The sequence below is a fragment of the Myxococcus sp. CA040A genome (assembly GCF_013336725.1).
In the GTDB taxonomy this organism is placed as follows: domain Bacteria; phylum Myxococcota; class Myxococcia; order Myxococcales; family Myxococcaceae; genus Myxococcus; species Myxococcus llanfairpwllgwyngyllgogerychwyrndrobwllllantysiliogogogochensis.
In genome coordinates this window covers 492,190-514,500 of sequence record NZ_JABUMR010000007.1, presented here as the reverse complement: position 1 = coordinate 514,500, position 22,311 = coordinate 492,190, and the positions used below count along the sequence as shown (strand labels likewise).

The 22,311-nt window shown below is 69.2% G+C and carries 19 protein-coding genes; 9 read left to right on the top strand and 10 right to left on the bottom strand.

The features are described from left to right. Nucleotides 1-14: 14 nt before the first annotated feature. On the top strand, nt 15-1,589 hold the full coding sequence (locus HUA75_RS32065) for an aldehyde dehydrogenase (NADP(+)) (protein WP_174465388.1): 1,575 nt from the start codon (nt 15-17) through the stop codon (nt 1,587-1,589). Nucleotides 1,590-1,631: 42 nt separating this feature from the next. On the opposite strand, the gene HUA75_RS32060 is transcribed toward HUA75_RS32065, so the two are convergent. Continuing rightward, nucleotides 1,632-3,872 carry a M9 family metallopeptidase gene (locus HUA75_RS32060; protein ID WP_174488544.1) on the bottom strand — a complete coding sequence of 747 codons (2,241 nt, stop codon included), beginning with the start codon at nt 3,870-3,872 and terminating at the stop codon, nt 1,632-1,634. Between the two features lie 136 nt (nt 3,873-4,008). On the opposite strand from HUA75_RS32060, the gene HUA75_RS32055 reads away from it, so the two are divergent. Then, entirely contained in the window at nt 4,009-4,812 is an 804-nt protein-coding gene (locus tag HUA75_RS32055) for an AraC family transcriptional regulator (protein WP_254627862.1), read from the top strand. 53 nt (nt 4,813-4,865) lie between these two features. After that, nucleotides 4,866-5,483, top strand: coding sequence for a hypothetical protein (locus HUA75_RS32050; RefSeq protein WP_174488543.1), 618 nt, complete (start codon nt 4,866-4,868; stop codon nt 5,481-5,483). 3 nt (nt 5,484-5,486) lie between these two features. On the opposite strand, the gene HUA75_RS32045 is transcribed toward HUA75_RS32050, so the two are convergent. Continuing rightward, nucleotides 5,487-6,098 carry a hypothetical protein gene (locus tag HUA75_RS32045; RefSeq protein WP_174488542.1) on the bottom strand — a complete coding sequence of 204 codons (612 nt, stop codon included), beginning with the start codon at nt 6,096-6,098 and terminating at the stop codon, nt 5,487-5,489. 101 nt (nt 6,099-6,199) lie between these two features. Between HUA75_RS32045 and HUA75_RS32040 the strand changes: the two genes are divergently transcribed. Further along, nucleotides 6,200-6,973 (top strand): hypothetical protein, encoded by a 774-nt coding sequence (locus HUA75_RS32040; RefSeq protein WP_174488541.1) that lies wholly within the window; start codon nt 6,200-6,202, stop codon nt 6,971-6,973. An 11-nt stretch (nt 6,974-6,984) separates the two neighbouring features. Here HUA75_RS32040 and HUA75_RS32035 read toward each other — a convergent pair whose 3' ends face one another. The 5 genes from HUA75_RS32035 to HUA75_RS32015 are packed head-to-tail and all read right to left on the bottom strand — an operon-like array spanning nt 6,985 to nt 11,742. Then, nucleotides 6,985-7,185, bottom strand: coding sequence for a hypothetical protein (locus tag HUA75_RS32035; RefSeq protein ID WP_174457351.1), 201 nt, complete (start codon nt 7,183-7,185; stop codon nt 6,985-6,987). Nucleotides 7,186-7,187: 2 nt separating this feature from the next. Beyond that, the gene (locus HUA75_RS32030; RefSeq protein ID WP_174459891.1) at nt 7,188-8,036 is read right to left on the bottom strand and encodes a hypothetical protein; all 849 of its coding nucleotides are present in this window, start codon (nt 8,034-8,036) and stop codon (nt 7,188-7,190) included. A 40-nt stretch (nt 8,037-8,076) separates the two neighbouring features. Then, on the bottom strand, nt 8,077-9,237 hold the full coding sequence (locus HUA75_RS32025; RefSeq protein WP_174459890.1) for a TadE/TadG family type IV pilus assembly protein: 1,161 nt from the start codon (nt 9,235-9,237) through the stop codon (nt 8,077-8,079). A gap of 10 nt (nt 9,238-9,247) precedes the next feature. Then, nucleotides 9,248-10,876 carry a TadE/TadG family type IV pilus assembly protein gene (locus HUA75_RS32020; RefSeq protein ID WP_174488540.1) on the bottom strand — a complete coding sequence of 543 codons (1,629 nt, stop codon included), beginning with the start codon at nt 10,874-10,876 and terminating at the stop codon, nt 9,248-9,250. Between the two features lie 26 nt (nt 10,877-10,902). Next, nucleotides 10,903-11,742 carry a TadE/TadG family type IV pilus assembly protein gene (locus HUA75_RS32015; RefSeq protein WP_174457347.1) on the bottom strand — a complete coding sequence of 280 codons (840 nt, stop codon included), beginning with the start codon at nt 11,740-11,742 and terminating at the stop codon, nt 10,903-10,905. 323 nt (nt 11,743-12,065) lie between these two features. Here HUA75_RS32015 and HUA75_RS32010 point away from each other — a divergent pair, with 323 nt between their 5' ends. The 3 genes from HUA75_RS32010 (at nt 12,066) to HUA75_RS32000 (ending at nt 16,717) form a co-directional block, all read left to right on the top strand. After that, a complete protein-coding gene (locus HUA75_RS32010) occupies nt 12,066-15,209 on the top strand; it encodes a PAS domain-containing protein (protein WP_174488539.1) in 3,144 nt (1,047 codons plus the stop codon). After that, complete coding sequence (locus HUA75_RS32005; RefSeq protein ID WP_174457345.1) at nt 15,206-16,351, top strand: HAMP domain-containing sensor histidine kinase; 1,146 nt, start codon at nt 15,206-15,208, stop codon at nt 16,349-16,351. The genes HUA75_RS32010 and HUA75_RS32005 overlap by 4 nt, the downstream gene beginning before the upstream one ends. Before the next feature lie 159 nt (nt 16,352-16,510). Continuing rightward, nucleotides 16,511-16,717 (top strand): hypothetical protein, encoded by a 207-nt coding sequence (locus tag HUA75_RS32000; RefSeq protein WP_141643020.1) that lies wholly within the window; start codon nt 16,511-16,513, stop codon nt 16,715-16,717. A 12-nt stretch (nt 16,718-16,729) separates the two neighbouring features. On the opposite strand, the gene HUA75_RS31995 is transcribed toward HUA75_RS32000, so the two are convergent. The 3 genes from HUA75_RS31995 to HUA75_RS31985 form a co-directional block, all read right to left on the bottom strand. Next, on the bottom strand, nt 16,730-17,518 hold the full coding sequence (locus HUA75_RS31995; RefSeq protein ID WP_141643021.1) for an FRG domain-containing protein: 789 nt from the start codon (nt 17,516-17,518) through the stop codon (nt 16,730-16,732). 76 nt (nt 17,519-17,594) lie between these two features. Next, nucleotides 17,595-18,005 (bottom strand): response regulator transcription factor, encoded by a 411-nt coding sequence (locus HUA75_RS31990; protein WP_141643022.1) that lies wholly within the window; start codon nt 18,003-18,005, stop codon nt 17,595-17,597. Nucleotides 18,006-18,163: 158 nt separating this feature from the next. Then, nucleotides 18,164-18,400 carry a hypothetical protein gene (locus HUA75_RS31985; protein WP_141643023.1) on the bottom strand — a complete coding sequence of 79 codons (237 nt, stop codon included), beginning with the start codon at nt 18,398-18,400 and terminating at the stop codon, nt 18,164-18,166. 348 nt (nt 18,401-18,748) lie between these two features. On the opposite strand from HUA75_RS31985, the gene traC reads away from it, so the two are divergent. Together traC and HUA75_RS31975 are read left to right on the top strand one after the other, a co-directional pair. Continuing rightward, nucleotides 18,749-20,509, top strand: coding sequence for an outer membrane exchange accessory lipoprotein TraC (gene traC / locus HUA75_RS31980; protein WP_371746238.1), 1,761 nt, complete (start codon nt 18,749-18,751; stop codon nt 20,507-20,509). 284 nt (nt 20,510-20,793) lie between these two features. Then, a complete protein-coding gene (locus HUA75_RS31975; RefSeq protein WP_174488538.1) occupies nt 20,794-22,257 on the top strand; it encodes a M57 family metalloprotease in 1,464 nt (487 codons plus the stop codon). Nucleotides 22,258-22,311: the final 54 nt, after the last annotated feature.

Sequence of the window (22,311 nt, the reverse complement as noted above, 5' to 3'; positions counted from 1 at the left end):
AGTGAGGTCGCTGCATGAGCTGGATGGGACTGTCCTTGATTGGCGCCGAACGCGGCGAGCCCGGTGGGCCGACGTTCACCGGCTGGAATCCCGCGGAGGGCGTGGCGCTCGAGCCTCGCTTCCACGGCGCGCGGCCCCAGGAGGTGGAGCGGGCCTGCGTGCTCGCGGAGCAGGCCGCCCCCACGCTCGCGGCGCTGTCCTCGCGTCAGCGCGCCGTGTTCCTGGAGCACATCGCCGAGGCGCTCCTCGCGGCGGAGGCGGACTTCCTCGCCGTGACGCCGAAGGAGACCGGCCTTCCCCCCGCGCGCATCCAGGGGGAGCTGGGCCGCGCGGCCGGACAGTTCCGTCAGTTCGCTCGGCTGCTGGAGGAAGGCAGTTGGGTGGATGCACGCATCGACCGGGCCCTGCCCGAGCGCCGTCCCCTGCCGCGTGCGGACCTGCGCTCCCTGCTGCGCCCCGTGGGGCCCGTGGCCGTGTTCGGCGCGAGCAACTTCCCGCTCGCGTTCTCCGTCGCCGGAGGTGACACCGCGTCCGCGCTGGCCGCCGGCTGTCCCGTCGTCGCCAAGGCCCATCCCGCGCACCCCGCGACGTCGGAGCGCGCGGGCCTGGCCATCCGCGCGGCCGTGGCGGCGTGTGGGCTGCACGAAGGCGTGTTCTCGCTGCTGTTCGATGCGGGCACGGAGGTGGGCGCCTCGCTCGTGCGTCACCCCGCCATCCGCGCCGTCGGCTTCACGGGCTCTCGTGGCGGAGGTCGCGCGCTGATGGCGCTGGCCGCCGCCCGGCCCGTTCCCATTCCCGTCTTCGCGGAGATGGGCTCCATCAACCCCATCTTCCTCCTGCCGGAGGCGCTGGCCGCCCGTCCCCAGGCGATGGCGGACGCGCTGGCCGCGTCCATCCTCCAGGGCGCGGGCCAGTTCTGCACCTCGCCCGGATTGCTCGTGGCGGTGGAGGGCCCGGGGTACGAGGCCTTCCGCGCGCGGCTCGCGGAGAAGCTGGGGGCCGCGGCGGCCGCGCCCATGTTGTCGCCCGCCATCGCCGAGCGCTTTCGCGAGGGCGTGAGCCGTCTTGCCGCTCGCACGGACACGCGGACCTGTGCGCGGGGGGAGTCGAAGGCCGCGCTGGGCGCCGCCGCGCTGTTCGAGGCGGAGGCCCGCGTGGTGCTCGCCGAGAGCGCGCTCACCGAAGAGGTGTTCGGGAGCTGCGCGGTGCTGACCGTGGCGCGTGACGCGGCGGAGCTGGTGCGCGTGGCCTCGCGACTGGAAGGTCAGCTCACCGCGACGGTGATGATGGATGCGGGAGACACGGCGCTGGCCTCCGAGCTGCTCCCCACGTTGTCGGACCGCGTGGGGCGCGTGCTGATGAACGGTGTCCCCACCGGCGTGGAGGTCTGCCCGGCCATGGTGCACGGCGGCCCCTTTCCGGCCAGCTCGGATGGCCGCTTCACCGCCGTGGGCACGGGCGCCATCCGCCGCTTCGTGCGGCCGGTGTGCTTCCAGGATGTGCCGGACGCGCTGCTCCCTCCGGAGCTGCGCGAGGCGAACCCCCTGGGCCTGTGGCGAACGGTGGAGGGTGTACTGCGGCGGGAGTGACTCCCGGGTGCCCCGTCTTCACCCGGGAGTCACTCCCGGGCTTCACGGCGTCGCGTCGAAGCGGGCCTCCAGCTTCACGCCCGCGAACGCCGCGCGGGCTCTCACCATGGCGTAGTAGTAGACGCCGGTCTGCGGCGAGGGGATGTCCACCACCTCGTCGTTGCCGGCCAGATACGGGCGGTAGTCATACGCCGTCGTCGACGGCCACTGGTTGGCGCGGATGTAGAGGTCCGCGTTGCCCGTGCCGCCGCTCATCTGGAAGCGCAGGTTGCGCGCGCCCGCGGGCACCCAGAGGTAGAAGTACTGGATGTTGTTGCCGGCCAGCGGGCCCCGGTAGCAGCCGTTGTCCAGCATCCGCGTGTCCGCGCCCGTGCACGCCGTGCCGGTGCCAGGACCGGGGCCCGGGTCCGGATTCGCGCAGGTGCTCGGGTCGGTCGCGGTGGAGACGCAATCAATCCACTGGTGGAACTCCGCGTCGTATGCCGAGCCCAGGCCGTCCAGCGACGTGCGATACCCGGTGTAGTTCCCCGCGCGGAACTGGCCGACGAAGGTGTCCACCTGCCCCGAGTGGCGCTCGAACATGAAGCGCACCGCGAGGTAGCCCCAGTAGTACACGCGCTCGGTGCCGCTGTTGTAGTCGTTGCGCAGAATCTGGCTGAGCTGGAAGCTCTTGCTGGTGCCAATCTCCACCGCGTCCGCGTTGTCGTCCTTCTTGGAGACGTACTCACCCAGGCCCTCAATCCACCAGATGGTGGGCTGGCTGATGCTGTCGCCGAAGTCGCCCTTCATGTCGAAGCGGCCGTCCAGGTAGTGGACGTACTCGTGGCGCAGGTTCCAGATTTCGAACGCGGGCCGAACCCACTCCGCCTCGTAGGCGATGAAGCGGGCCTGATTGCCGGACGCCGCCGGGTCTCCCTCCAGGTACATGCCACCGTTGTTGGTGTCGATGCCGAACAGCGCGCCGGCATACGTCTGGTAGTCCAGGCTGCTGTCGAAGATGACCATCTCCAGCGACGTGTTGTTGTCACTGGCGACGGGCAGGCGGCCCGTCTTCAGCTTGTCGTGGAAGTAGGTCTCCTGCGTGGCGAGCAGGCCGCAGCTCTGCGTGAGCTGCGTGGCCGTCATCTCCTGGGCGCGCATGCGCAGCGTGGCGCCGCAGTTGTGCGTCACGCGCAGCACCGCCTGCTCCAGCGTCCTGCGGAAGTCGCAGATGCCGTAGTACGCGCAGTTGGTGCCGTCGTAGTAGTCGGCCATCTCCGCCGCGCCCACCCAGACGCCCGCGGTGGGGCCCGTCATCGAGTGGTTGGTGATGAGCGCCTTCACCTTGGGGCGCGTCTTCGTCTGCACCGTCCCCGGGTACTGGAGGAAGCGGGACAGCTCGCGGGCCGCGTTGACGGTGAGGTACTGGTTGTCGGTGCCCAGCAGGTGCTCGGTGCGCAGGCCGAAGGAGTCCAGCGAGTCGATGATGGACGTGTCCTGCTGCACGGCCGCCACGAAGTCGTCGTTGTAGTGGCCGCGGAACAGGCCGACGAAGACGTTGTTGGTGGCGCTGCGCATGTACCAGGAGGCCAGGGCGGTGTTGTTGAAGCGGTCCAGCAGGCCCTTGAAGGTGCCCAGGTGCCGCGCGTTCTCGCTCGAGCTGTCGATGAGCGTCACGAACTCACTGAGCACCGCGCCGTGGTCGTCGTTGACGTCCCGGAAGTGGCTGTTGGCCACGAAGGCGGCCAGGGCCGGGCGGATGGCGTTGGCCAGCGCCGTGCCGTAGCTGCCCACGACGTCTGGGGCGTAGTACTGCACGTAGTACCCCGCGCGCAGGAACATGATGAGCTGGAGCGTCTGGCCGCTGTTGTTCCCCACATAGGCCTGCGCGCTGGGGGTGAGCGCGTTGGCGATGGTGACCATCTTGCTCTCGATGAACACCTGCCGGGCGAGCGTGCCCGAGACGCTGAACAGCGTGTTGATGCAGTCCGTCGGGGAGCCCTTCACCAACGTGACGAGCGCCGTGCCAGAAGCGGACCCGAAGGCCGCCGCGTCACACGCCAGCAGGGAGCGCTTCGGCGCGGGCGGGGTGAGCGCCTGACGCAGTTGCTCCGGGGAGACATCCGGCTGCCGTTCGTCGGGTTGGATGCGTTGGTGCGCATGCTCCAGTCCATGGACGCGCTGAGCAGGCTCGGCCGGGGGAGGACCTCCAGGGCGGGCGTCCGCTCCGGGTGCGAACAGGGTGAGACAACAGATGGCGAGGACGATGTGACAGCGACACCAATCCGTGATTGGACTGCGCATGGCTTCGTGCTCCTCGAGTGGGGGGCTTGCCGCACGGTGTCGTCCCTTCCGAGTGACACCGACGTGGGTTTCACGCGGTGTTCAAGGTATTCCTGAGCACGTGTGACGTTCTTGTGTCTTTCCCTTGTGGGGACGAATGGAAACCACCAAAACGCGTGAAACCTTGGAACACTGGCGGATGGGCTTCATGGGGCGGGTGGCGAATCCGCTGTTCGCGGAGGAGCTGTTCGACCGGGTGCCGGACATCGTCTTCTCGGTGAAGGACATCCGGGGGCGCTACGTGTGCATCAGCGAGGCGTGCGCGGAGCGCTGTGGCCTGAAGAGCAAGGCGGCGGCGGTGGGGCGCACGGCGCACGAGCTGTTCCCCCAGCACATGGCGGACCGGTACGTGCGACAGGACGAGAAGGTGTTCCGGACGGGGCGCGCGCTCGTGGACAACCTGGACCTGACGTTGTTCAACAGCCGCGAGCCGGGCTGGTGTCTGACGAGCAAGGTGCCGCTGTTCGATGCCACGGGCGAGGTGATGGGGTTGGCGTGTCTGTCCAAGGACGTGCATGAGCCGGGGCGCGCGGGGCTGGTGGACGAGCGCTTCGCGGGGACCATCGACTACATCCAGGCGAACTATGGGGAGCGGCTGCGCATCGACTCGCTGGCGCGGCGGGCGGGGATGTCCGCGGCGCAGTTCGAGCGGCGGATGCGGCGCATCTTCCAGCTGTCGGCGGGGCAGTTCATCATGAAGACTCGCATCGACGCGGCGGCGGAGCGACTGGTGGAGGATGCGCAGCCCATCGCCGCCATTGCCCTGGCGGTGGGCTTCTGTGACCAGAGCGCGCTGTCGCGCCAGTTCAAGCAGGTGACGGGGTTGAGCCCGCGACAGTACCGGCAGCTCGTCGTCGCCACGTCCGTGTCGGGAGCGCCCCGGGGCAAGCGGGCCCGCTGAAGGGAGGGGGCCTTCCCCAAACCCTCGCGGATGTGGTGCGCTGGCGGGCACCGATGAAAGCGTCCGCGTTCCCCGTGTCCACCGTCGCATTCCATGTCGTGGCGCTGGCGTTCTTCGGCGGCTGCGCGGCGTGGCTCGTCCAGGAGTCGCAGGCGCTCGGTGGGCGTCGGGGGATGATGGCCCTGGCGGTGGCCGTGGCCTCGGGAGGACAGGTGTTGCTGTCGCTCGTGGCGCTGGTGTCGCTGCTGCGGGCGCGGGCGCTCGTCGCGCTGGGCTCGCGGGCGCGGATGGGGACCTATCTCCAGATTCTCGCGGGGATGGGGTTGCTGGCGCTGCTCGGCGTGCACCTGGTGTATTCGGAGGCGCGGCCGGCGCTGGGGAGCTTCTGTCTGGGGTTGGCGGTGTGGCTGGGCGCTATCGGCCTGCACCTGGTGCCGGGATTGTTCCTCTCGGGTGAGGGCTTCATCGACCCCTTGGGGCGGCGCACGCGCTTCTCGGAGTTGGAGTGGTTCTCCTTCCAGAAGGGCGACGGCGAGCCGCCCCGGGTGTTGCTCCAGGCGGGACGGGGAGCGTCGCTGCGCCTGGAGGCGCGGCTCGCGCACGACGCGGTGGACGGCGTGCGAGGGCGGCTGCTGAAGGTGGGGCTGTCTCCGCGCGCGCCCGGGCGCTGAGGCTCACTTCCTGGACGGTGGCGCGGGGAACATGGCGGGCGTGGTCCGCTCCTTCCACGGGTCTCCGCCCACGCCGAAGTCGACGAGGTGGAACGGGTTCTCTCCGCCCATGCGCACCAGGCCCAGGCCGGGGACGGCGGCGGACCACTCGGCGGTGATTCCTCCGGAGAAGGTGTACTCCAGCACCTCCAATGTCTTGCCGGCGACGGTCTCCGTCGTCTTCTGGAGGAACTTCCCTTCGCGTCTGGATTTGGCCGCGTCCTTCTTGAAGGGCTCGGCTGTCTCGCGGGACTTCTCTCCGGGAATGGTGGCTCTCATCAGCAGGACGTTGTTGGAGCCGAAGCGGTCGCCCTCGACGAGGAATTGGATGGTGATGCGGCCCGAGGAGGGGACCTCTATCTCCATCTCGAGCCATCGTCCGCGCTTCTCCTGATAGCGCCCCGGCGCGCCGACCTTGACCACGAAGCGCGAAGGGCCGTCCGTGGCGAGGGCCTCGTAGCGCGCCCAGCCTCCCTCGCGCGGAACGATGGGGAGCTCGGGAAAGCCCTGGGGAGTCGCCACCTGGGCCTGGACCAGCACGGCCAGCAGGGAGAGCAGCGCCGCGGCACCCATCATCCACATCCTTCCCATTCGCAACCCCTCGCAGTGGAGGAGGTCTCCAAATCAAAGACATGCATTGGATTGGGGCGCGAGGGGGAACCATATAGGATTGCCCCATGTCCCGCATTCCGACGGCCTTGAGTGTTTCCTTCCTGCTGTTCGGTGCCTGCTCCGACTCCCGGCGGGGAGCGGAGGACGCCGGGCAGGGATTGGCCCTGGTTCCCCTGACGCCGCCGCCCGCCCCACTTCCGGTGGCGGAGGTCGAGGACGCGGGAACCACCGCCCCGGCCGCGCCCATCATGGTGGACCCGTCCCGCCTCAAGGAGGCCCGGGCGCTGGTTCCCGCGCCCTTGCTGTATGGCCAGCTTCGCCCCGTGCTCGGGGCGTGGGTCGACTATGCGCTGCGAAGCAAGGAGACCCAGTCGCGGGTCCGTATCTCCCTGGTGGGGGAGACGGTCCGGGAGGATGGCACGCCGCTGTATCAGCTGGAGCTGGACCATGAGACCTCGCCGCGCACGCTCGTGGTCCTCTGGGTCCGAGGCGGAGCGCGTCCCTTCGTCGACCGGCTCGCCATCTCCGTGCCGCCCCATGTACCCCTCTCCATTCCGGTGGACCTCCATGTCGACCAGCCAGAGCTCAGGGGCGTGCTGGAGGGGGAGCGGGACACCGTGCTGCGCGAGGGGCCCTTCGCGGGCAAGGCGCGCGAGCAGACCTTCCGTCGGGAGGATGGAGGCCTCGTGGGTGTGGTGAGCACCGAGCGGGTTCCGCTGCTCGGCGTGGAGTCCATCCGCGATGCGGAGACGACCTGGGTGGTCCGGGCGACGGGGACGGGCGCGAAGCCCGCGCTGGACTCGGTCCCCATCGCCATTCCCCGCGTGCCCGGGCAGTGAGGGCGTGCCACTCAGCCCAGGGGATAGCCGAGCACGACGTAGAAGCCGCGCACGTAGATTGTGTACACGGCGAAGATGTCCGGCGCGAAGGCGGACAGACCCAGGGTCCCCACGATGAGCGCCGCCAGCAGCAGGGAGAACTCCGTCAGCGCCTGTCCGCGTGAGCGAGGGCGGCGCAGCCAGCGGTAAGAGGAGGTCAGCCATCCGTTCATGTTCAGGGCTCCTGAGCTGAGTCGGTCCGTTCGAGGACCACGGTCACGAGTGTCTCCCCCGACTCCGGGCCACCCATGGGGGACAGGGACAGGGAGATGCGCTCCCCGGGCTTCTGGAAGTCGAGCAACTGCACGCCCTCGGCTTCGGAGCGTGCGTCCTTCTGGACGTAGCCGCGCTGTTCGAACTGTTGCCGGTAGAAGCTCGCGAGGCCGACGGGCGTGCCTTGCGCCACCTCGGTGATGGTGGTGTTGCCCTCGGTGGGACCCTTGTTGCGGTCCTCGAGGCGCAGCATCGTCGTGGCGCCAGGGGGGCGCGGCAGCGAGGCGGGCACCACGGCCTTCAGGTGCATGCCTTCGGGAGCATCGATGATGGAGGGGAAGACCTGGGTGCGGGGAGGCTTGCCGCCGATGCCCACGGTGGTGACGGAGACGAGTGCTCCGCGCTTCGCGTCGTAGTAGCTGATGGCGCCACCCCCGGCCCCATCCGGCTCGGTCGCGGTGCGGTGGCCCTGCCGGCGGAACTCGCGGGCATAGAACTCCATCACCTCTCCGGCGGAGTCGGTCGTCTCGAAGTACGCCATCTCCATCGGGTTGCCGTTGGCCTCCAGCCGTCCCATGGGAATGGCCTTCGCGCGCGGATAGGCGGGGAGGAGTCCCTGGAAGCGCTTCGTCATGGGCTGCGCGTTGGGCGGCGCGGAGACCAGGGCTCCCGTCGTCGTCGGAGGCTTGGGGCGCGGAGGTGGCTCGGGAGGAGGCTCACGGAGGGTGGCCGCCGTGGCCACCACCAGCAACACGCCGCCCAGCCCGATGACGCGCGTCAGGGCGCCCGTGCGGTCCGCCAGGCGCTTCATCGTGTGCCCTCGGAAATGGAGACCCACGTGCGCACTCGCGCTACTCCTCTTTCTTCTCGGAGCACGCGAGGTCTCCGTAGGTGAAGTAGTCCTCGCCCTTGCGCTTCGAGCGCGCGTACTCGGACTCCGGCTCCTTGGAGTCCACCGTGCCCTGGAAGTATTTGCCTCGGCAGTTGTAGGCCCGCATGGGCCAGTTGAAGTGGCCATACTCCGTGCGGGCCCTTCCGCGCTTCTCCTTGATTTCGTCGGGCTCGCAGCTGTCGAAGCACGCCCGGGTGTCGTTCTTCCAGTAGGCCGCCAGGAGCTTGTCGCCGGGGACGGTGCGCGTGTCGCCACCTCGGGGCTTCCGGACGGCATTGTAGCGGCCCCCTTCCTTCACGTGACGGATGAGGACCGAGTCGCGGATGTAGTCTGACTTCAGGGGGAAATCCAAACCCAGCACGGAGAGCACCGCGCCAATGGTATCGAGCGCACCGCCTTCGGACGCGAGGCCCGCGTAGGCGATCTGCTTCACCCGGTCATGGGTGAGCTGCTGGACGCGAGGATACGAGTTGGCGGGGTCGTCGCCATGGCCCCAGGCGCGCCACGTGTCGTGGACCAGGAAGAACGTCTCCTTGAAGTTCAGGTCCAGTCGGTCGTCGTCGATGCGGCTCGTGAGGAAGGCGATTTGCGGGGGGATGATGCCGTTCTCGATGTGGACCTCCACCTGGGCGCGAACGGCGCCCTCGTCGGGGTCCAGGCCCATGGCCTTCGCGACATAGCCCGCTGTCGAGCCCAGGACTCCCAGCACCTTGCCCATGAACTGGGTTGCTCCTCCCTTGCTCCCGCGTTCGGAGAGGGATTCCTCCTGGAGCGCCGCGTTCGCGTTCTCGACGCGCACGTTGAGCGTGAGCCGGTTCTGATGGCCCAGTCCGGTGGGCAGCTCTCCCGTCTTGGTGGAGCCGTCGAGGTCCTGGTAGCGCTCCTGCGCTTCGGCGGTGATGCGGCCCAGGTCCGGGCGCACGGTCCGCTCGAAGGCGACGTAGCGCGCGAGCTCCGCGGCCTTGAGGCGCACGTGCTGCACCTCCCAGAAGTAGCTCGTCCCCAGGATGAGCACCACCATGACGGGGGCCAGGAGGGCGAACTCCGTTGTCGCCGCCCCCCGGCGTGCGCGCCTGCCTGGTTGCCAGCTTCTTCGCTTCGTGGCGATTGGAGTCGTCATGGCCATCCCGTCAGTAGTTGAGGGCGTCGGCGAATTCCGACTCGGCGGTGTGCCACCCATCAATCAGGTCGCCCAGGGCGCTCTCCTCCCAGTGGGTCTTCGCGGGCGCCAGGCGGGCGGTCCACAGGGGGTTGAAGAAGTTGGGCTCCTCCTTCCAGTCACCCGGGCGGTGGTAGATGGCGCGGCCCACGGCCATGGCCATCATTCCCCCCGTCTCCTCGCGGAACTTCTGGGCCTTCTTGTCCTGGACCCCGCCCGCGAGCCTCCAGGTGATGTCGAGAAAGCCTCCGGTGACCTTCTCTTTCTTGTCGTCGTGCTTCCCGGAGCTGGAGCCCGCCATGAAGCCCTTCTGGCGCATGCCCTCGAGGTGGAAGGGTTGGACCTCATCCCCCGCGCTCTTGGGAATCATGTTCTTGGACAGGATGGTGAGGTTGCACGGATAGCTGAAGTGGTTGTGCCACGGGTCGACGAAGCTGGTGTCCGACGTGAGGAAGGGCGTGAGGCCCCACCAGTTGTGATGGTCATCCGTCTTGCGTCGACCGTAGGTCTGGTGGAAGCCGCCCTGGTTGTCCGCGGCGACCCGGAAGTTGATGGACAGGATGTTGTTCCAGCCATCCTCCCTGCCGCCGAAGAGATAGGGGCAGGGGCTTCTCCACTGAATCTTGATGTCGTCGGAGGCGAAGAGCTGGTCCCTGCGGTTGTCCTCGAACCCCTCGTCGAAGCTCTTGACCTGGCTGTCCGCGACCTTGGCGACGCGAAGCTCCACGAGCAGGACGCAGAGGTTCAAGGACCACTTGCGGCCAATGAGAGGAATCTCCTTGCCCACGGCCGTCCATTCTCGCCGTGCGCCATTGACGAGGTTGCCCATCAGCAGCCGGTACTTGGCCATGTCGGGCTTGGACAGCTTGTTGTCGTCCTTGCTCAGGAGCTTGGAGCGCTTGCCCAGGCCCGTGGGGTCGGTGAGGTCGAACGTCTTGTCCTTGCTCGCGGGGCCGTCGTCGATGACGTGCAGGAAGTTCTTCAGGTTGGAGAAGTTGACGTTGTACTTGCCCATGATGGCCCCGAGCCCCGGGCCGGCGGACATGACCGAGCCTGGCCTGGCCTTGGGGTCCGTGCCTCGGATGACGCCCTCGCTCGAGTTGAGCAGCAGGTCCTTCATGGTCCCCAGCATCATGGCTTCCTGGGCGAGCCATAGGCCCACGTTGAGCGCCGATAGGATGGGGATGAGGAGTCTGGCGACCCACTCCACGGCTTTCTTCCAGGCTTTGATGACCTGCTCGACGGCGGTGAAGATGGCGCTGACGACCGGGATGTACTTGGCGTACTTGGCGATCTTCCCGATGGTCATGTCCAGGTACAGGGCATGGCTCACGTACGACATGAAGGTGAGCATGGCCGAGTAATGAACAATCATCGCGCGGTTGGTATAGGCCAGGAAGTTGTAGGCCCGGGCTTCCTTCACCGCGAGGGAGTACGCCTGCGCGTCGGCGGCGTCCTGGAGCTTTATCTTTTCATAGACACCGTGGCCAATGCTGACGGAGGCCATGACGGTGACGGCGAGCACGAGCATGGCGACGGTGCCGATGACCAGGGCCTGACCCCGTTCGTCCCTGCGCAGCCTTCGAAGTAGCGAGAACATGGTCATCCCCCGGGAGCGGTGACGGGTCAGCCGTCGACGGCGCACCGACCAGGTCCGTGCTGGTCATTGTTGAGATAGTTGGACTGCATGCGCATGGACCAGGTGGCGACCAGCGGCATCACGTACTTGCTCTTGTTGCCGCCCAGCCGTGCCAGCGACACGATCTTCCCGTGGTCCGGGCTCAGGTTGCGGCCTCGGTCCTGGAGGTACTGGGTCGCGTTCCTGCCACCGACGCGCTGGCTTTCGAACTGGAAGCCCTTGAGCTGATCCAGATAGTCGCGCCCCAGATAGAAGCTGTGGAGCTGCCAGTTGGCGAAGGGGATGCGCAGTTCGTAGAAGTAGGTGAGCCGCACCGAGAGGAGGTTCGCCTCGATGACGCGGTCATCCCGGACGTCGTCGTAGTCGATTTCTCGCGCATCCAGGTGTGAGCCGTAGGTGCCGAAGAGTTCGTCCAGCTCCCCCTTCTTCGGGTTGACGACGTCGACGCGGAACAGGGGCAACCCCACGTCCGTGTAGAACATCTTCATCACGCTCGTCGCGAGCAGCTTCCGTGAGTAGGCTTTGTGGACACCCACCGCGTACTTCACCGTGTCGACGCGGCCCTCCTTGCCATCGAGCGGCGGCAGCGTGGGCAACAGCGACGCGAGCGCCGCCTTCTCCATCAGCTTGCAGTCGCCGTGATTCACGATGCCAGCCCGCACCGCGCGGTAGGCGCCGTACTCGGTCATCAGTCTGGCGTTGTGCACCATGCCGAGCTGGATGATGCCCAGCACCATGAACACCATCATGGGCGCGATGAGGGCCGTCTCGACGGCGGCTTGTCCGGACTGTCCGGAGGCGACTCCAGGTCTGTCTATCGAGCGCATGGCCCTCCCCGGGCACGACTTCACTGCACCCCCGGCCCACCCCACCCGCTGAACCCAGACTCTATGGAAGAACGCGCTACGAAGGAAACGTGTGGCTCCATTTGAAGTCGCAAGGATTCTGGAAATCCGCCAGTTCGTGGCTTTTGCAACACCGTGGCTATGACGTCAGGGTTTCCCGGTGGGTGTGCGGGGCATCCCCGGTCCGGCGAGACACCGGAGACACCGGGGCACCGGGTCCCTGGGGACCGATTGTCGGGTGGAGGAAAGCGCGCGGGGCCCGAAAGGGTGGCGCGGGTGCGGGCTGTTAAGGTGAGGTGCGTTCCATGTTTCCGTCCCATCCCCGCCCGGAGAAGGTGGCCGAGGAGCTCGCCGTGTCGTCGGAGCTGTCCCAGGGAGCGTTGTCCTGGCAGGTCCTGGAGAGTCTTCCCCAGCTTGTCTGGATGACGCGGCCGGACGGGCAGCACGTCTATTTCAACCGGCGCTGGTACGAGTTCACCGGCCTGTCTCCCGAGCAGTCGCTCGGCGATGGCTGGCGGCGCATCTTCCATCCGGACGACATGGCGGAGGCGGACAGGCGCTGGTCACACTCCCTGCGCACCGGCGAGCCCTACGAGGTGGAGTTCCGCTGCCGGCGCCATGACGGGACGTGGCGGTGGATGCTCGGTCGCGCCAATCCCCTGCGGGACGCCGAAGGCCACATCCTCCAGTGGTTCGGCACCACGACGGACATCGAGGAGCCGAAGCGGGCCTCGGAGTCCATGCGCTTCCTCGCCGAGGCCGGCGCGCTCTTGTCCTCCTCCGCGCTGGATTTGGAGGGCACGCTGTCGTCGCTGGCGCGGCTCGTCGTCCCGAGGCTCGCGGACTGGTGCGCCGTGGAGCTGGTGGAGGAGGACGGCCGCTCACGCCAGGTGGCGGTGGCCCACGTGGACCCCAGTCGGGTGCGGCTGGCCGAGCAGGTCCGGGAGCGCTACCCGCCGCGCCCCGATGACCCCCACGGCGTGCTGGCCGTCATCCGCACCGGCGCGCCCGTGTGGCAGGAGGTCATCTCCGAAGAGACGCTGGTCTCCGGCTCCCGGAGCGCCGAGCACCTGGACTTCCTGCGGCAGCTCGGGCTGCGCTCGGCGGTGATTGTCCCGCTGAAGGCGCGCGGACGCATCCTCGGCGCGCTCACGCTGGTGACGGCGGAGTCCGGCCGGCGCCTGGGCCCGCAGGACCTGACGCTGGGCGAGCAGCTCGCGTCGCGCGCCGCGCTGTCCGTGGACACCGCGCGCCTGCACCGCGAGACACAGGAGTCGCTGCGCCGCAGTCAGGAGGAGCGCCGCACCGCGGAGACGCTGCTGCGCATCGGCGTCTCGCTGTCCTCGGAGCTGGACGCGGCGGTGCTCGTCCAGCGCATCACCGACGAGACGGTGGCTCTCACCGGTGCGGGCTTCGGTGCCTTCTTCGAGAACCGGGTGGACGAGCGAGGTGAGTCGTACCTGCTCTACACGCTGTCCGGCGCGCCCAGGCAGGCCTTCGCCCACATGCCCATGCCGCGCAACACCGCCATCTTCGGCCCGACGTTCCGGGGCGAGGGGACGCGCCTCTACGACGACGTGACGCTCCAGCCCGACTACGGCAAGAGCGCGCCCTTTCACGGGATGCCGCCCGGCCACCTGCCGGTGCGCAGCTACCTCGCGGTGCCCGTGAAGGGCCGCTCCGGCGAGGTGCTCGGCGGCCTGTTCTTCGGACACGAGGAGCCCGGGCGCTTCCGGGAGGAGCACGCGCGACTGGTGGAGGGCGTGGCCTCGCAGGCCGCGGTGGCCCTGGACAACGCGCGCCTGTTTCGCGACGCGCGACGGGCCGAGGAGCGCTTCCGCTCGCTCGTCACCGCCACCGCCCAGGCGGTGTGGGTGACGCGCCCGGATGGCCTCATCGAGGAGGACAGCCCCTCCTGGCGGGCCTACACCGGGCAGACGTATGAGCAGTGGCGGGGACAGGGGTGGCTGGACGCCATCCACCCGGAGGACCGCGAGCCGGCCGCCCGCGCGTGGCAGGCGGCGGTGACGGACGTGCGCCCCTACGAGGTGGAGTACCGCCTGTGCCGTCCGGACGGTTCGTACTCGCCCACGCTGGCCCGCGCCGTGCCCGTGCTCAACGTCAGCGGCACGGTGCGCGAGTGGGTGGGCACCAACACGGACATGACGGCCCAGCGCCGCGTCGAGGAGGGGCTGCGCCGGCTGGACCGAGAGCAGGGGGCGCGACGGCTGGAGGCCCTGCGCGCGGAGGTCAGCGGCGCGCTTTCGCGCGAGGGCACCGTCGGCGAAATCCTCCAGAGCTGCGCGGAGGCGCTGGCCCGTCACCTGGGCGCGCGGGTGGCGCGGCTGTGGATGTACTCGCGGGACGCGGCGATGCTGGAGCTGGTGGGCAACGCGGGGCCATCCGCCCCTCCTCCGGACCGCTGGGCCCGCGTGTCCTTGCATGGCCCGAGCCTGGTGGCGGAGGTGGCCCGCAAGCGGGAGCAGGTCTGGGTGGACCAGATGGAGCTGGATGCCCGCGTCCTGGACCGGGCCTGGGTGCGGGAGCAGGGTGTGCGCTCGTTCGCCGGCATTCCCTTGCTGGTGCGCGGTCAACTGGTGGGTGTCATGGGCCTCTACAGTCGCGACGTGCTGGGCGAGGACGCGATGGCGGCGCTGGCCACGGTGGCGGACGCGCTCGCCCAGGGCCTGGAGCGCCGCAGGGCGGAGGAGGCGCTCCGGCTGCGCGCGCGGGAGCTGGCCCACTCCAACGAGGAGCTCCAGCAGTTCGCCTACGTGGCCTCGCATGACTTGCAGGAGCCCTTGCGCATGGTGGCCAGCTACACGCAGCTGCTCGCCCGTCGCTACCAGGGCAAGCTGGACGCGGACGCGGACACCTTCATCCACTACGCGGTGGACGGCGTCACCCGCATGCAGCAGCTCATCCAGGACCTGCTGGCCTACTCGCGGGTGGGGACGCAGGGGCGGGAGCCCAGGCCCGTGGACGCGAACCAGGCCCTGGCCCGCGCGAAGGCGAACCTCCGGGTGGCCCTGCAGGAGTCCGGCGCGGACTTCCGCGCGGGGCCGCTGCCCACGGTGCTCGCGGACGAGACGCAGCTGGCGCAGCTGTTCCAGAACCTCATCGGCAACGCGCTCAAGTTCCATGGTGATGCGCCCCCGCGCGTGGAGGTGACGGCGGAGGCGCGAGGCGCGGAGGTCCGCTTCTCCGTGCGGGATTGGGGCATTGGCATCGACGCGCAGGACTTCGAGCGCATCTTCGTCATCTTCCAGCGCCTGCACGGCAAGGAGGCCTTCGCGGGGACGGGCATCGGGCTGGCCATCTGCAAGAAAATCGTCGAGCGGCTGGGCGGACGCATCGGCGTCGAGTCGCGGCCGGGGGAGGGGAGCACGTTCTGGTTCACCCTGCCCTGGCCGGCGGCCGGAGCCACGGTGTCCGAGGCGTCGTCATGAGTGAGATTGGCTCGAACGAGCGCCCCCTGCGCCTCTTGCTGGTGGAGGACAACCCGGGTGACGCGCGGCTGCTCCAGGAGGAGCTGCGCGAGGTGGGCACCACGCGGTTCGAGGTGCTCCACGTCGAGCGACTGGCGGACGCGGTGCGCGTGGTGAGCACCGACCCGCAGGTGGACGCGGTGCTGTTGGACCTGTCGCTGCCGGACGGACACGGGCTGGGCAACATCCCGCCCCTGCTCCAGGCCGCGCCGTCCATCCCCCTCGTCGTGCTCACCGGCACCGACGACGAGCGGCTGGCGGTGCGCGCGGTCCACGAAGGCGCGCAGGACTATCTGGTGAAGGGCCAGGTGTCGGGCCCGCTGCTGGTGCGCGCGCTGCGGTATGCGATTGAGCGCAAGCGGGTGGAGGAGGGCCTCAAGCGCGAGGAGGCCGCGCGGCGCACGGCGGTGTTCCGCGAGCAGTTCCTCGGCATCCTCGGCCATGACCTGCGCAACCCGCTCCAGGCCATCTCCGGCAACGCGTCGCTGCTCTTGCGCCACGGCGGCCTGAGCGAGCCCCAGCGCAAGGCCATCAACCGCATCTCCATCTCCGCGGACCGCATGGCGCGGATGATCAACGACCTGCTGGACTTCACCCGCACGCGGCTGGGCTCGGGCTACGTGCTCGAGCGCGCGCGGATGAACCTGCACGAGGTGCTGCGCCAGGTGGTGGAGGAGCTGGAGGTGGCGCACCCCCGGCGTCAGTTCGAGCTGAGCCTGACGGGCAACGGCTGGGGGGACTGGGACGCGGACCGCATCGCCCAGGCGGCGTCGAACCTGGTGGGCAACGCCGTGCAGTACTCGCCCGAGGACACCTCCGTGCGGGTGATGGTGGCCGACGCGGAGAGCGGCGTGAGGGTGGAGGTCCACAACTGGGGCCTGCCCATTCCCACCGAGCGGCTGTCCTCCATCTTCGACCCCTTCGTGCGCGCCCAGGACATGCGCAGCGCCCAGCGCAACGGCCTGGGCCTGGGGCTCTACATCACCCACGAAATCGTGCGCGCCCACGGAGGCCTGCTGGGCGTCTCCTCCTCCTCCGAGGAGGGCACGTGTTTCTGGCTCAGCCTGCCGCGCCAGTACGTCGCCTCGGGTCTGGGCGGTTGAGCGACGACGCACGGCGCCTGCCTGCCCGTGGTGAAAGCAGGCGAGCCGCGAGGGAGGAAGCGAGCGCGTGTCGCGGCGCGCGGAGGGAGGACCCACCTTTGGCGGGTGCATTCAACCCGGCCGTCGTCTCCAGGCGGCCCCACTCCTGGAGGTCCGGCGATGGTGATGCTCGGTGCAGCCCTCTTTGGTACCCTCTTCTTCCTCGTGGCCCTCTTCGCCGTCATCCTGCTCGGCGCCGCGGGCAACAAGTGGGAGAAGGACATTCGCGCGGTGACGGAGCGTGAGCGCGCCAACGGCCTGCTCGGTGACGTCACCTTGAAGGACCCCGACATCGCGCGGGGGCCCCACATCCACGCGCACGCCTGAGACACGCGGGCTTCAGCGGGGCCGCGGGCTGTAGTAGCGACGCAGCCAGCGGCTCAGCCCGTCCAGGCCGGGGAAGAGCACGCGCTCGGTGACGTTGGCCTGGTCCAGCTTGTCGCGCACCTCCCACTTCAGGGCCGCGGGGATGATGAGCTTGCGCACGCCCTGCTTCTGCTTCTCCAGGAAGGTGTCCAGGCGCAGGTCCGGCCCGTTCATCACCGAGAAGAGGGCGAACTGGTTGACGATGCGCGCGTCCAGCGACGGCGGCTCGAAGAAGAGCACGAAGGGGTGCTGGGTCAGCCGGTCCAGCTCCGCCATGGAGCCGGCCGCCGCCGCCAGCATGTCCCCGGTGAAGACGTCCGCTCCCTCCTTGCGCAGCTGCGCCTTGAGGGGGCGGGGGAGCAGGCGGTTCGTCTCCCGGTAGTCCACGCACCACACCACGCCGTCCGCGCCGGCCAGTTCGCTGTCCTCGGTGAGGAAGTGCAGCGCGACGTAGGGGCTGAACGTCCAGTCGAGCATCCGCGTGGGCAGGCCGTGGTGCTGGGCCAGGGCCAGCCAATCCCAGACGGAGTCCAGGGGCTCGCGAGGCGTGCCCCGCGCGTACTTGCGAAAGGCGCGCAGGAGGTCGCGCTCCTGGCGGATGAACATGCCCTGGCGGTTGAGCGCGGTGGACAGGTCATGCTCGACATGGGGCATGCCCCGGAAGACGAAGTTGGAGCGGTGACGGCCGAGCGCCTCGTTCCAGGAGTCGGAGAACAGGGAGTCCTGGAGCTCCAGCCACGTGGTGACGCGATGCTCTTTCATGACGAGGGCGGGCACAGTGCCCTCGGGCCCGCTGTCCGCGAAGATGGGGCGTGCCGGGCGGGGACGGAAGCGGGCGTCAGGCCACGCGTTGGTCGCGGGGCGCCACGGTGGCCGGAGGCGGGCCCGGCTGGGTGAGGCGGTGCAGGATTCGCGACAGCTCACCCGGGGCGAAGGGCTTGCGCAGCAGGCACACCGCTCCCTCGAAGCTGGGCAGCTCCAGGTCGAGCCCCGTCGTCAGCACGATGGGCAACTCCACCAGCGAGCGCTGCGCGTGCAGCATCCGGATGAGGTCCTGGCCCTCGATGTCGGGCAGCAGCCAGTCCAGCACCAGCACGTCCACGCGAGGCTCGGAGAAGAAGGCCTTCAGCGCGGTGAAGCCGTTCTCGCAAGCGAGGACCCGGTAGCCCTCCAGCTCCATGGCCTCGGCCATTGCGTCTCTGAGGAGGCCATCATCCTCGGCCAGGACGACCACGGGGCGATAAGGCATGCGCAAGGCTCGCGAAGACCGGAGGAGAAGGGCTCAAGCGGCGCGCGGGTCCGGACTCCCACCGCCACCGTGGGGCAAGAACCCCGGAGGCGGTGCGACTCGTCCCGGCCTCCACGCGAAGGTGGAGGGCCGGCACGTCGGCTGCTCTTCGAACCGGGCTAGGGCCTGCCCGTGTCCGCTGGCTGGTTGAAGGCGTACTGGTCCGCGCCTGGCGCGGCGTCCTGCTGGAACATGGGGCACTTGGCGCAGGTGAAGCTGTCCCAGTCCTCACGGACCGCCATGTCGATGCAGCCGCCGTAGAAGCGGCAGTGCACGTTGCGGTGGTCCTCGACGGAAAAGGACTCCGCGCGCATGGGCAGGCGGAACTCTGTGGGACGCGGTTGTGGACAGGACATGTTGTCTCTCTTGCCCCCCTCGTGGGTGCGTTGAATCGTCTACCGGCTGTTGCGACGCGTCATTCCCGGGGCGGACCCCGAGTCCCGCGCGATTCACGGCGAACCTCATAAAGGCCAGCAGCAGGGGTTGCCATCCACGCCGGCCGTCCGGCCGTGGGGCGGGGGACCGGGCTCGGGGCGCCTCCGAGGCGCGACGGGTGGTGGATCACACCCGACAAGCCCGCCGAGGGGGCCAGGCAAGGGGCGTCGACATGCGAACACTTCACCCGGTGCCGGCTTTCCCGGAAGATGCGAGGCGTGTCCGCCCCCCTTCGTCCCCTTCGTTCGGCTCCTGGTGCATCTCGTGGCGTGCTCGGCGCCCTGGCCCTGGCCTCGCTGCTCGTCCTGACGGCCTGTTCGGCCTTCTCCCGCGCCGTGAAGGAGGGCGACTCGGCCAGCCAGCAGCAGAAGTGGGCGGAAGCGGAGGCGGCCTACCTGCGCGCGCTCGCCGCGGACCCGGAGGCGTCCGAAATCACGGTGAAGCTGCGCGAGGTGCGCCGCGCGTGGAGCCAGGTGGTGCTGGAGGAGGCCCGGGGCGTACACGACGCCGGGGACCTGGATGGCGCCATGAAGCGGCTGGTGCGCGCGCTGGAATTGGACGCGGAGAACACGGCCGCGCGAGAGCTTCTGGGGGTGACGCTGGATGAGCGCGTCGCGGCGGGCCTGGAGGCGCTGAAGGCGGACAAACTCCAGGAGGCGCGCGCGGAGCTGGACGCGGTGCTGTCGGTGGCGCCGGACCACGCGGGCGCGAAGAAGGGCGTGGACCTGGTGCAGGTGGCGTGGGCGAAGCGCTGGTTCAACACCGGAGACGGCCTGGAGAAGGCCGGCAAGCTGGGCAACGCGCTGGTGGCCTACGTGCGCGCGGACCAGGAGCGCGTGGGCGCGACGGCCGCGCGGGAGCGGGCGGAGGCGGTGCGGCAGAAGCTGCGCGACGAGGTCGCCTTCCTCGTCGTCGCGACGCCGGTGGAGGACAACGCCGGAGCGCCGGACGTGGCGCAGCGGCTGGCGGCCGGCAGGCTCGCGGCCATGCTCCCCACCCAGCTCCCCCTGCGCGTGGTGACGGAGGCCCCCGAGGGCCGCGAGGGCGTGAAGCTGGACCTGTCCCTGGAGCGGGTGCTGCCCCTCAAGGCGGTGGAGGACTCGCAGCGCTCGCACCGCTACCTCGCCGGCAAGACGTCCGTGCCCAACCCCCGCCGCGCCGGCTTCGAGACGAAGCTGCTCCAGTCCGAGCGCGCCCAGGAGGAGGTGGACCGCAAGCAGGCCGCCGCCCTGCGCGAGTACCTGCGCATGCAGACGGAGATGAACCTGCTGCGCGCGGGCGCCGAGCGCTGCCGTGAGCGCGAGCGCCGCGAGTGCCTGGAGGCGCTGCAGGAGTGTGGCGAGGCCGCGCGCGAGGCGGAGAAGCCCGGCACGCTGCCCGGCGAGTGCAGCCCCGCGCGCTGCGCCAGCGGCCTGTGCGCGAAGGAGGAGCAGCTGCTGACGCTGATGGTGGTGGCGGTGAAGGACAAGGAGACGAAGCTGGAGGCGGCCCTGGACAAGTCGGAGTCGCAGCGCATCGAGGTGCAGCGCCACCGCGATACGACGTTCCGCGAGCCCGTCACCGTGGAGGAGCCCATGTTCTCCGACTTCGTCTACGACGTGCAGCTGCACCGCCTCACCGTGACGGCCTCCGTCACCGCGGTGATGCGCGATTTGCTCAAGGCCCAGGTCCCCGCGCCCCACACCGACGACTTCGCGGTGACGCACGAGGATATGGCGCACAAGGGCTACGACAGGTACGGCGTGCTGGCGGACCCGGTGCAACTGCGCAACGAGCTGGAGCTGCGCGTGGAGGTGGGGGACAAGGCCGTCTCCGACCTGGCTCGCCGCGTGAAGGAGCGCTTCGACGCGTACCGTGGCAAGCGCGTGGAAGATGCCCGCCGCGGCATGGTGCGCCCCGGCGCCGAGGACGTGGTGGAGACCGCCGTGCGAGCCCTGCTGCTCACCGCGGACGCGCCCCCGCCGGATGTCCTCCAGCCCCTGGCCCGCGCCCGCGGCCTCAACCGCCCCGAGACGCTCCTGGGCCTGTAGTCCGGCCTGACCCGCGACACTTTACAACGGGGGTGTCCTCTTCCTGGACACCTCCGCCGCGGCGTTCCAAACATTTGAAATCAAAGGAGTTTTGTTTCGGAATGTTACGGGATTTTACAGCCGGGGCGTGAAACGTGGAGTCAGCGTGCTCCGGGTATCTCCAGCGTTTCCGTGAAAAGCGTGAGGGAAATCCACTAGTTGCGGGCTTGGCATGGCGGCTGCTTCGTCGCCGGTCCCCGAGCTGTGGGAGCTCTGGCAGTACCCCCTCTGCAAGAAGGATGTTCATGTCCCAGTCCAAGTTGATCGGTGCCCTCGCGGGCCTGGCGCTGCTGGCCGGTTGTGGTGGCGGCGAAGGGTCCACGCCCGCCCCCGAGGCCGTTGGCCAGGGGATGTCGTGGGAGCAGTTCCTCTCGGTCGTCTACCAGGAGCCGGACACCGGCATCTTCATCGCGGATGGCGACACGACGTTCGCCAACGAGAAGCTGCTGCGCGAGTTCTACGAGAACAACGTTCGTAACGGGCAGCTCATCGTCCATACGGCCGGCGGCGCGGATGCCGCGTGGAACGCGACGCAGAAGAAGAACATCACCTACTGCGTGAGCACGACGTTCGGCTCCAACTACAACGCGGCCGTGCAGGCGATGGCGAACGCGGCGGCGGCGTGGGAAGCGGCGGCCAACGTCGACTTCGTCTACGTCAGCGCGCAGGACGCCAGCTGCACCGCGAGCAACCAGAACGTGGTGTTCGACGTGCGTCCGGTGAACTCGGGTGGCCAGTACCTGGCGCGCGCGTTCTTCCCGAACGACACCCGCGCCAACCGCAACGTGCTCATCGACAACACGGGCTTTGGCAACACGTCGCCCTGGACGCTGACGGGCATCATCCGTCACGAGCTGGGCCACACGCTGGGCTTCCGCCACGAGCACACCCGCCCCGAGTCGGGCACGTGCTTCGAGGACAACAACTGGCGCGCGCTGACGACGTACGACTCCGCGTCCGTCATGCACTATCCCCAGTGCAACGGCTCGCAGTCGGGTGACCTGGTCCTGACGGCCAAGGACATCCAGGGCGCCGTGGCGCTCTACGGCGCGCCGGGTGGCACGGACCCCGAGCCGCCGGGTCCGGGCACGGGCACGCCGACGACGGAGACCCGTTCGGGCTCCGTGGCGACGGGCAGCAACACCAGCTACGGCCCCTTCAACGTGGTGGCCGGCACCAGCTTCAGCGTGGCGATGACGGGCACGGGTGACCCGGACCTGTACGTGCGCTTTGGCGCGGTCCCCACCACGACGACGTATGACTGCCGTCCCTACCTGAGCGGCGCGTCGGAGTCCTGCAACGTGACGGTGCCCGCGGGCGTGACGACGGCGTACATCATGGTGCGTGGCTATGCGACGGGCACGTTCAACCTGACCATCAACTACACCAAGCCCGCGGCGGGCGGCACGCCGGCCACGGACAGCAAGACGGGCAGCGTCGCGGCGAACACCAACGTGAACTTCCCCGCGTACAGCGTGCTGGCCGGCTCCACCTTCCGCGTGGCGATGACGGGCACGGGCGACCCGGACCTCTACGTCCGCTTTGGCGCGGCGCCCACCACCGCCACGTACAACTGCCGTCCGTTCCAGACGGGCGCCACGGAGACGTGCGAGCTGACGGTGCCCGCGGGTCAGACGACGGCGTACGTCATGGTTCGCGGCTACACGGCGGCCACGTACAACCTGGCCATCAACTACACCAAGCCGTAGTCGCTTCCGGCTTCCGGTGTGGAACACGGGCGGTCTCCTTCGCGGGAGGCCGCC

Coding starts and splice junctions, on each gene's coding strand:
- HUA75_RS31990 (WP_141643022.1), bottom strand. CDS start 18,005: ATGCCTTATCGCCCCGTGGTCGTCCTGGCCGAGGATGATGGCCTCCTC.
- HUA75_RS31975 (WP_174488538.1), top strand. CDS start 20,794: ATGTCCCAGTCCAAGTTGATCGGTGCCCTCGCGGGCCTGGCGCTGCTG.
- HUA75_RS31985 (WP_141643023.1), bottom strand. CDS start 18,400: ATGTCCTGTCCACAACCGCGTCCCACAGAGTTCCGCCTGCCCATGCGC.
- HUA75_RS32040 (WP_174488541.1), top strand. CDS start 6,200: ATGTCCCGCATTCCGACGGCCTTGAGTGTTTCCTTCCTGCTGTTCGGT.
- HUA75_RS32060 (WP_174488544.1), bottom strand. CDS start 3,872: ATGCGCAGTCCAATCACGGATTGGTGTCGCTGTCACATCGTCCTCGCC.
- HUA75_RS32045 (WP_174488542.1), bottom strand. CDS start 6,098: ATGATGGGTGCCGCGGCGCTGCTCTCCCTGCTGGCCGTGCTGGTCCAG.
- HUA75_RS32005 (WP_174457345.1), top strand. CDS start 15,206: ATGAGTGAGATTGGCTCGAACGAGCGCCCCCTGCGCCTCTTGCTGGTG.
- HUA75_RS32000 (WP_141643020.1), top strand. CDS start 16,511: ATGGTGATGCTCGGTGCAGCCCTCTTTGGTACCCTCTTCTTCCTCGTG.
- HUA75_RS32065 (WP_174465388.1), top strand. CDS start 15: ATGAGCTGGATGGGACTGTCCTTGATTGGCGCCGAACGCGGCGAGCCC.
- HUA75_RS32025 (WP_174459890.1), bottom strand. CDS start 9,237: ATGACGACTCCAATCGCCACGAAGCGAAGAAGCTGGCAACCAGGCAGG.
- HUA75_RS32020 (WP_174488540.1), bottom strand. CDS start 10,876: ATGTTCTCGCTACTTCGAAGGCTGCGCAGGGACGAACGGGGTCAGGCC.
- HUA75_RS32035 (WP_174457351.1), bottom strand. CDS start 7,185: ATGAACGGATGGCTGACCTCCTCTTACCGCTGGCTGCGCCGCCCTCGC.
- HUA75_RS32030 (WP_174459891.1), bottom strand. CDS start 8,036: ATGAAGCGCCTGGCGGACCGCACGGGCGCCCTGACGCGCGTCATCGGG.
- HUA75_RS32010 (WP_174488539.1), top strand. CDS start 12,066: ATGTTTCCGTCCCATCCCCGCCCGGAGAAGGTGGCCGAGGAGCTCGCC.
- HUA75_RS32015 (WP_174457347.1), bottom strand. CDS start 11,742: ATGCGCTCGATAGACAGACCTGGAGTCGCCTCCGGACAGTCCGGACAA.
- HUA75_RS31995 (WP_141643021.1), bottom strand. CDS start 17,518: ATGAAAGAGCATCGCGTCACCACGTGGCTGGAGCTCCAGGACTCCCTG.
- HUA75_RS32050 (WP_174488543.1), top strand. CDS start 4,866: ATGAAAGCGTCCGCGTTCCCCGTGTCCACCGTCGCATTCCATGTCGTG.
- HUA75_RS32055 (WP_254627862.1), top strand. CDS start 4,009: ATGGAAACCACCAAAACGCGTGAAACCTTGGAACACTGGCGGATGGGC.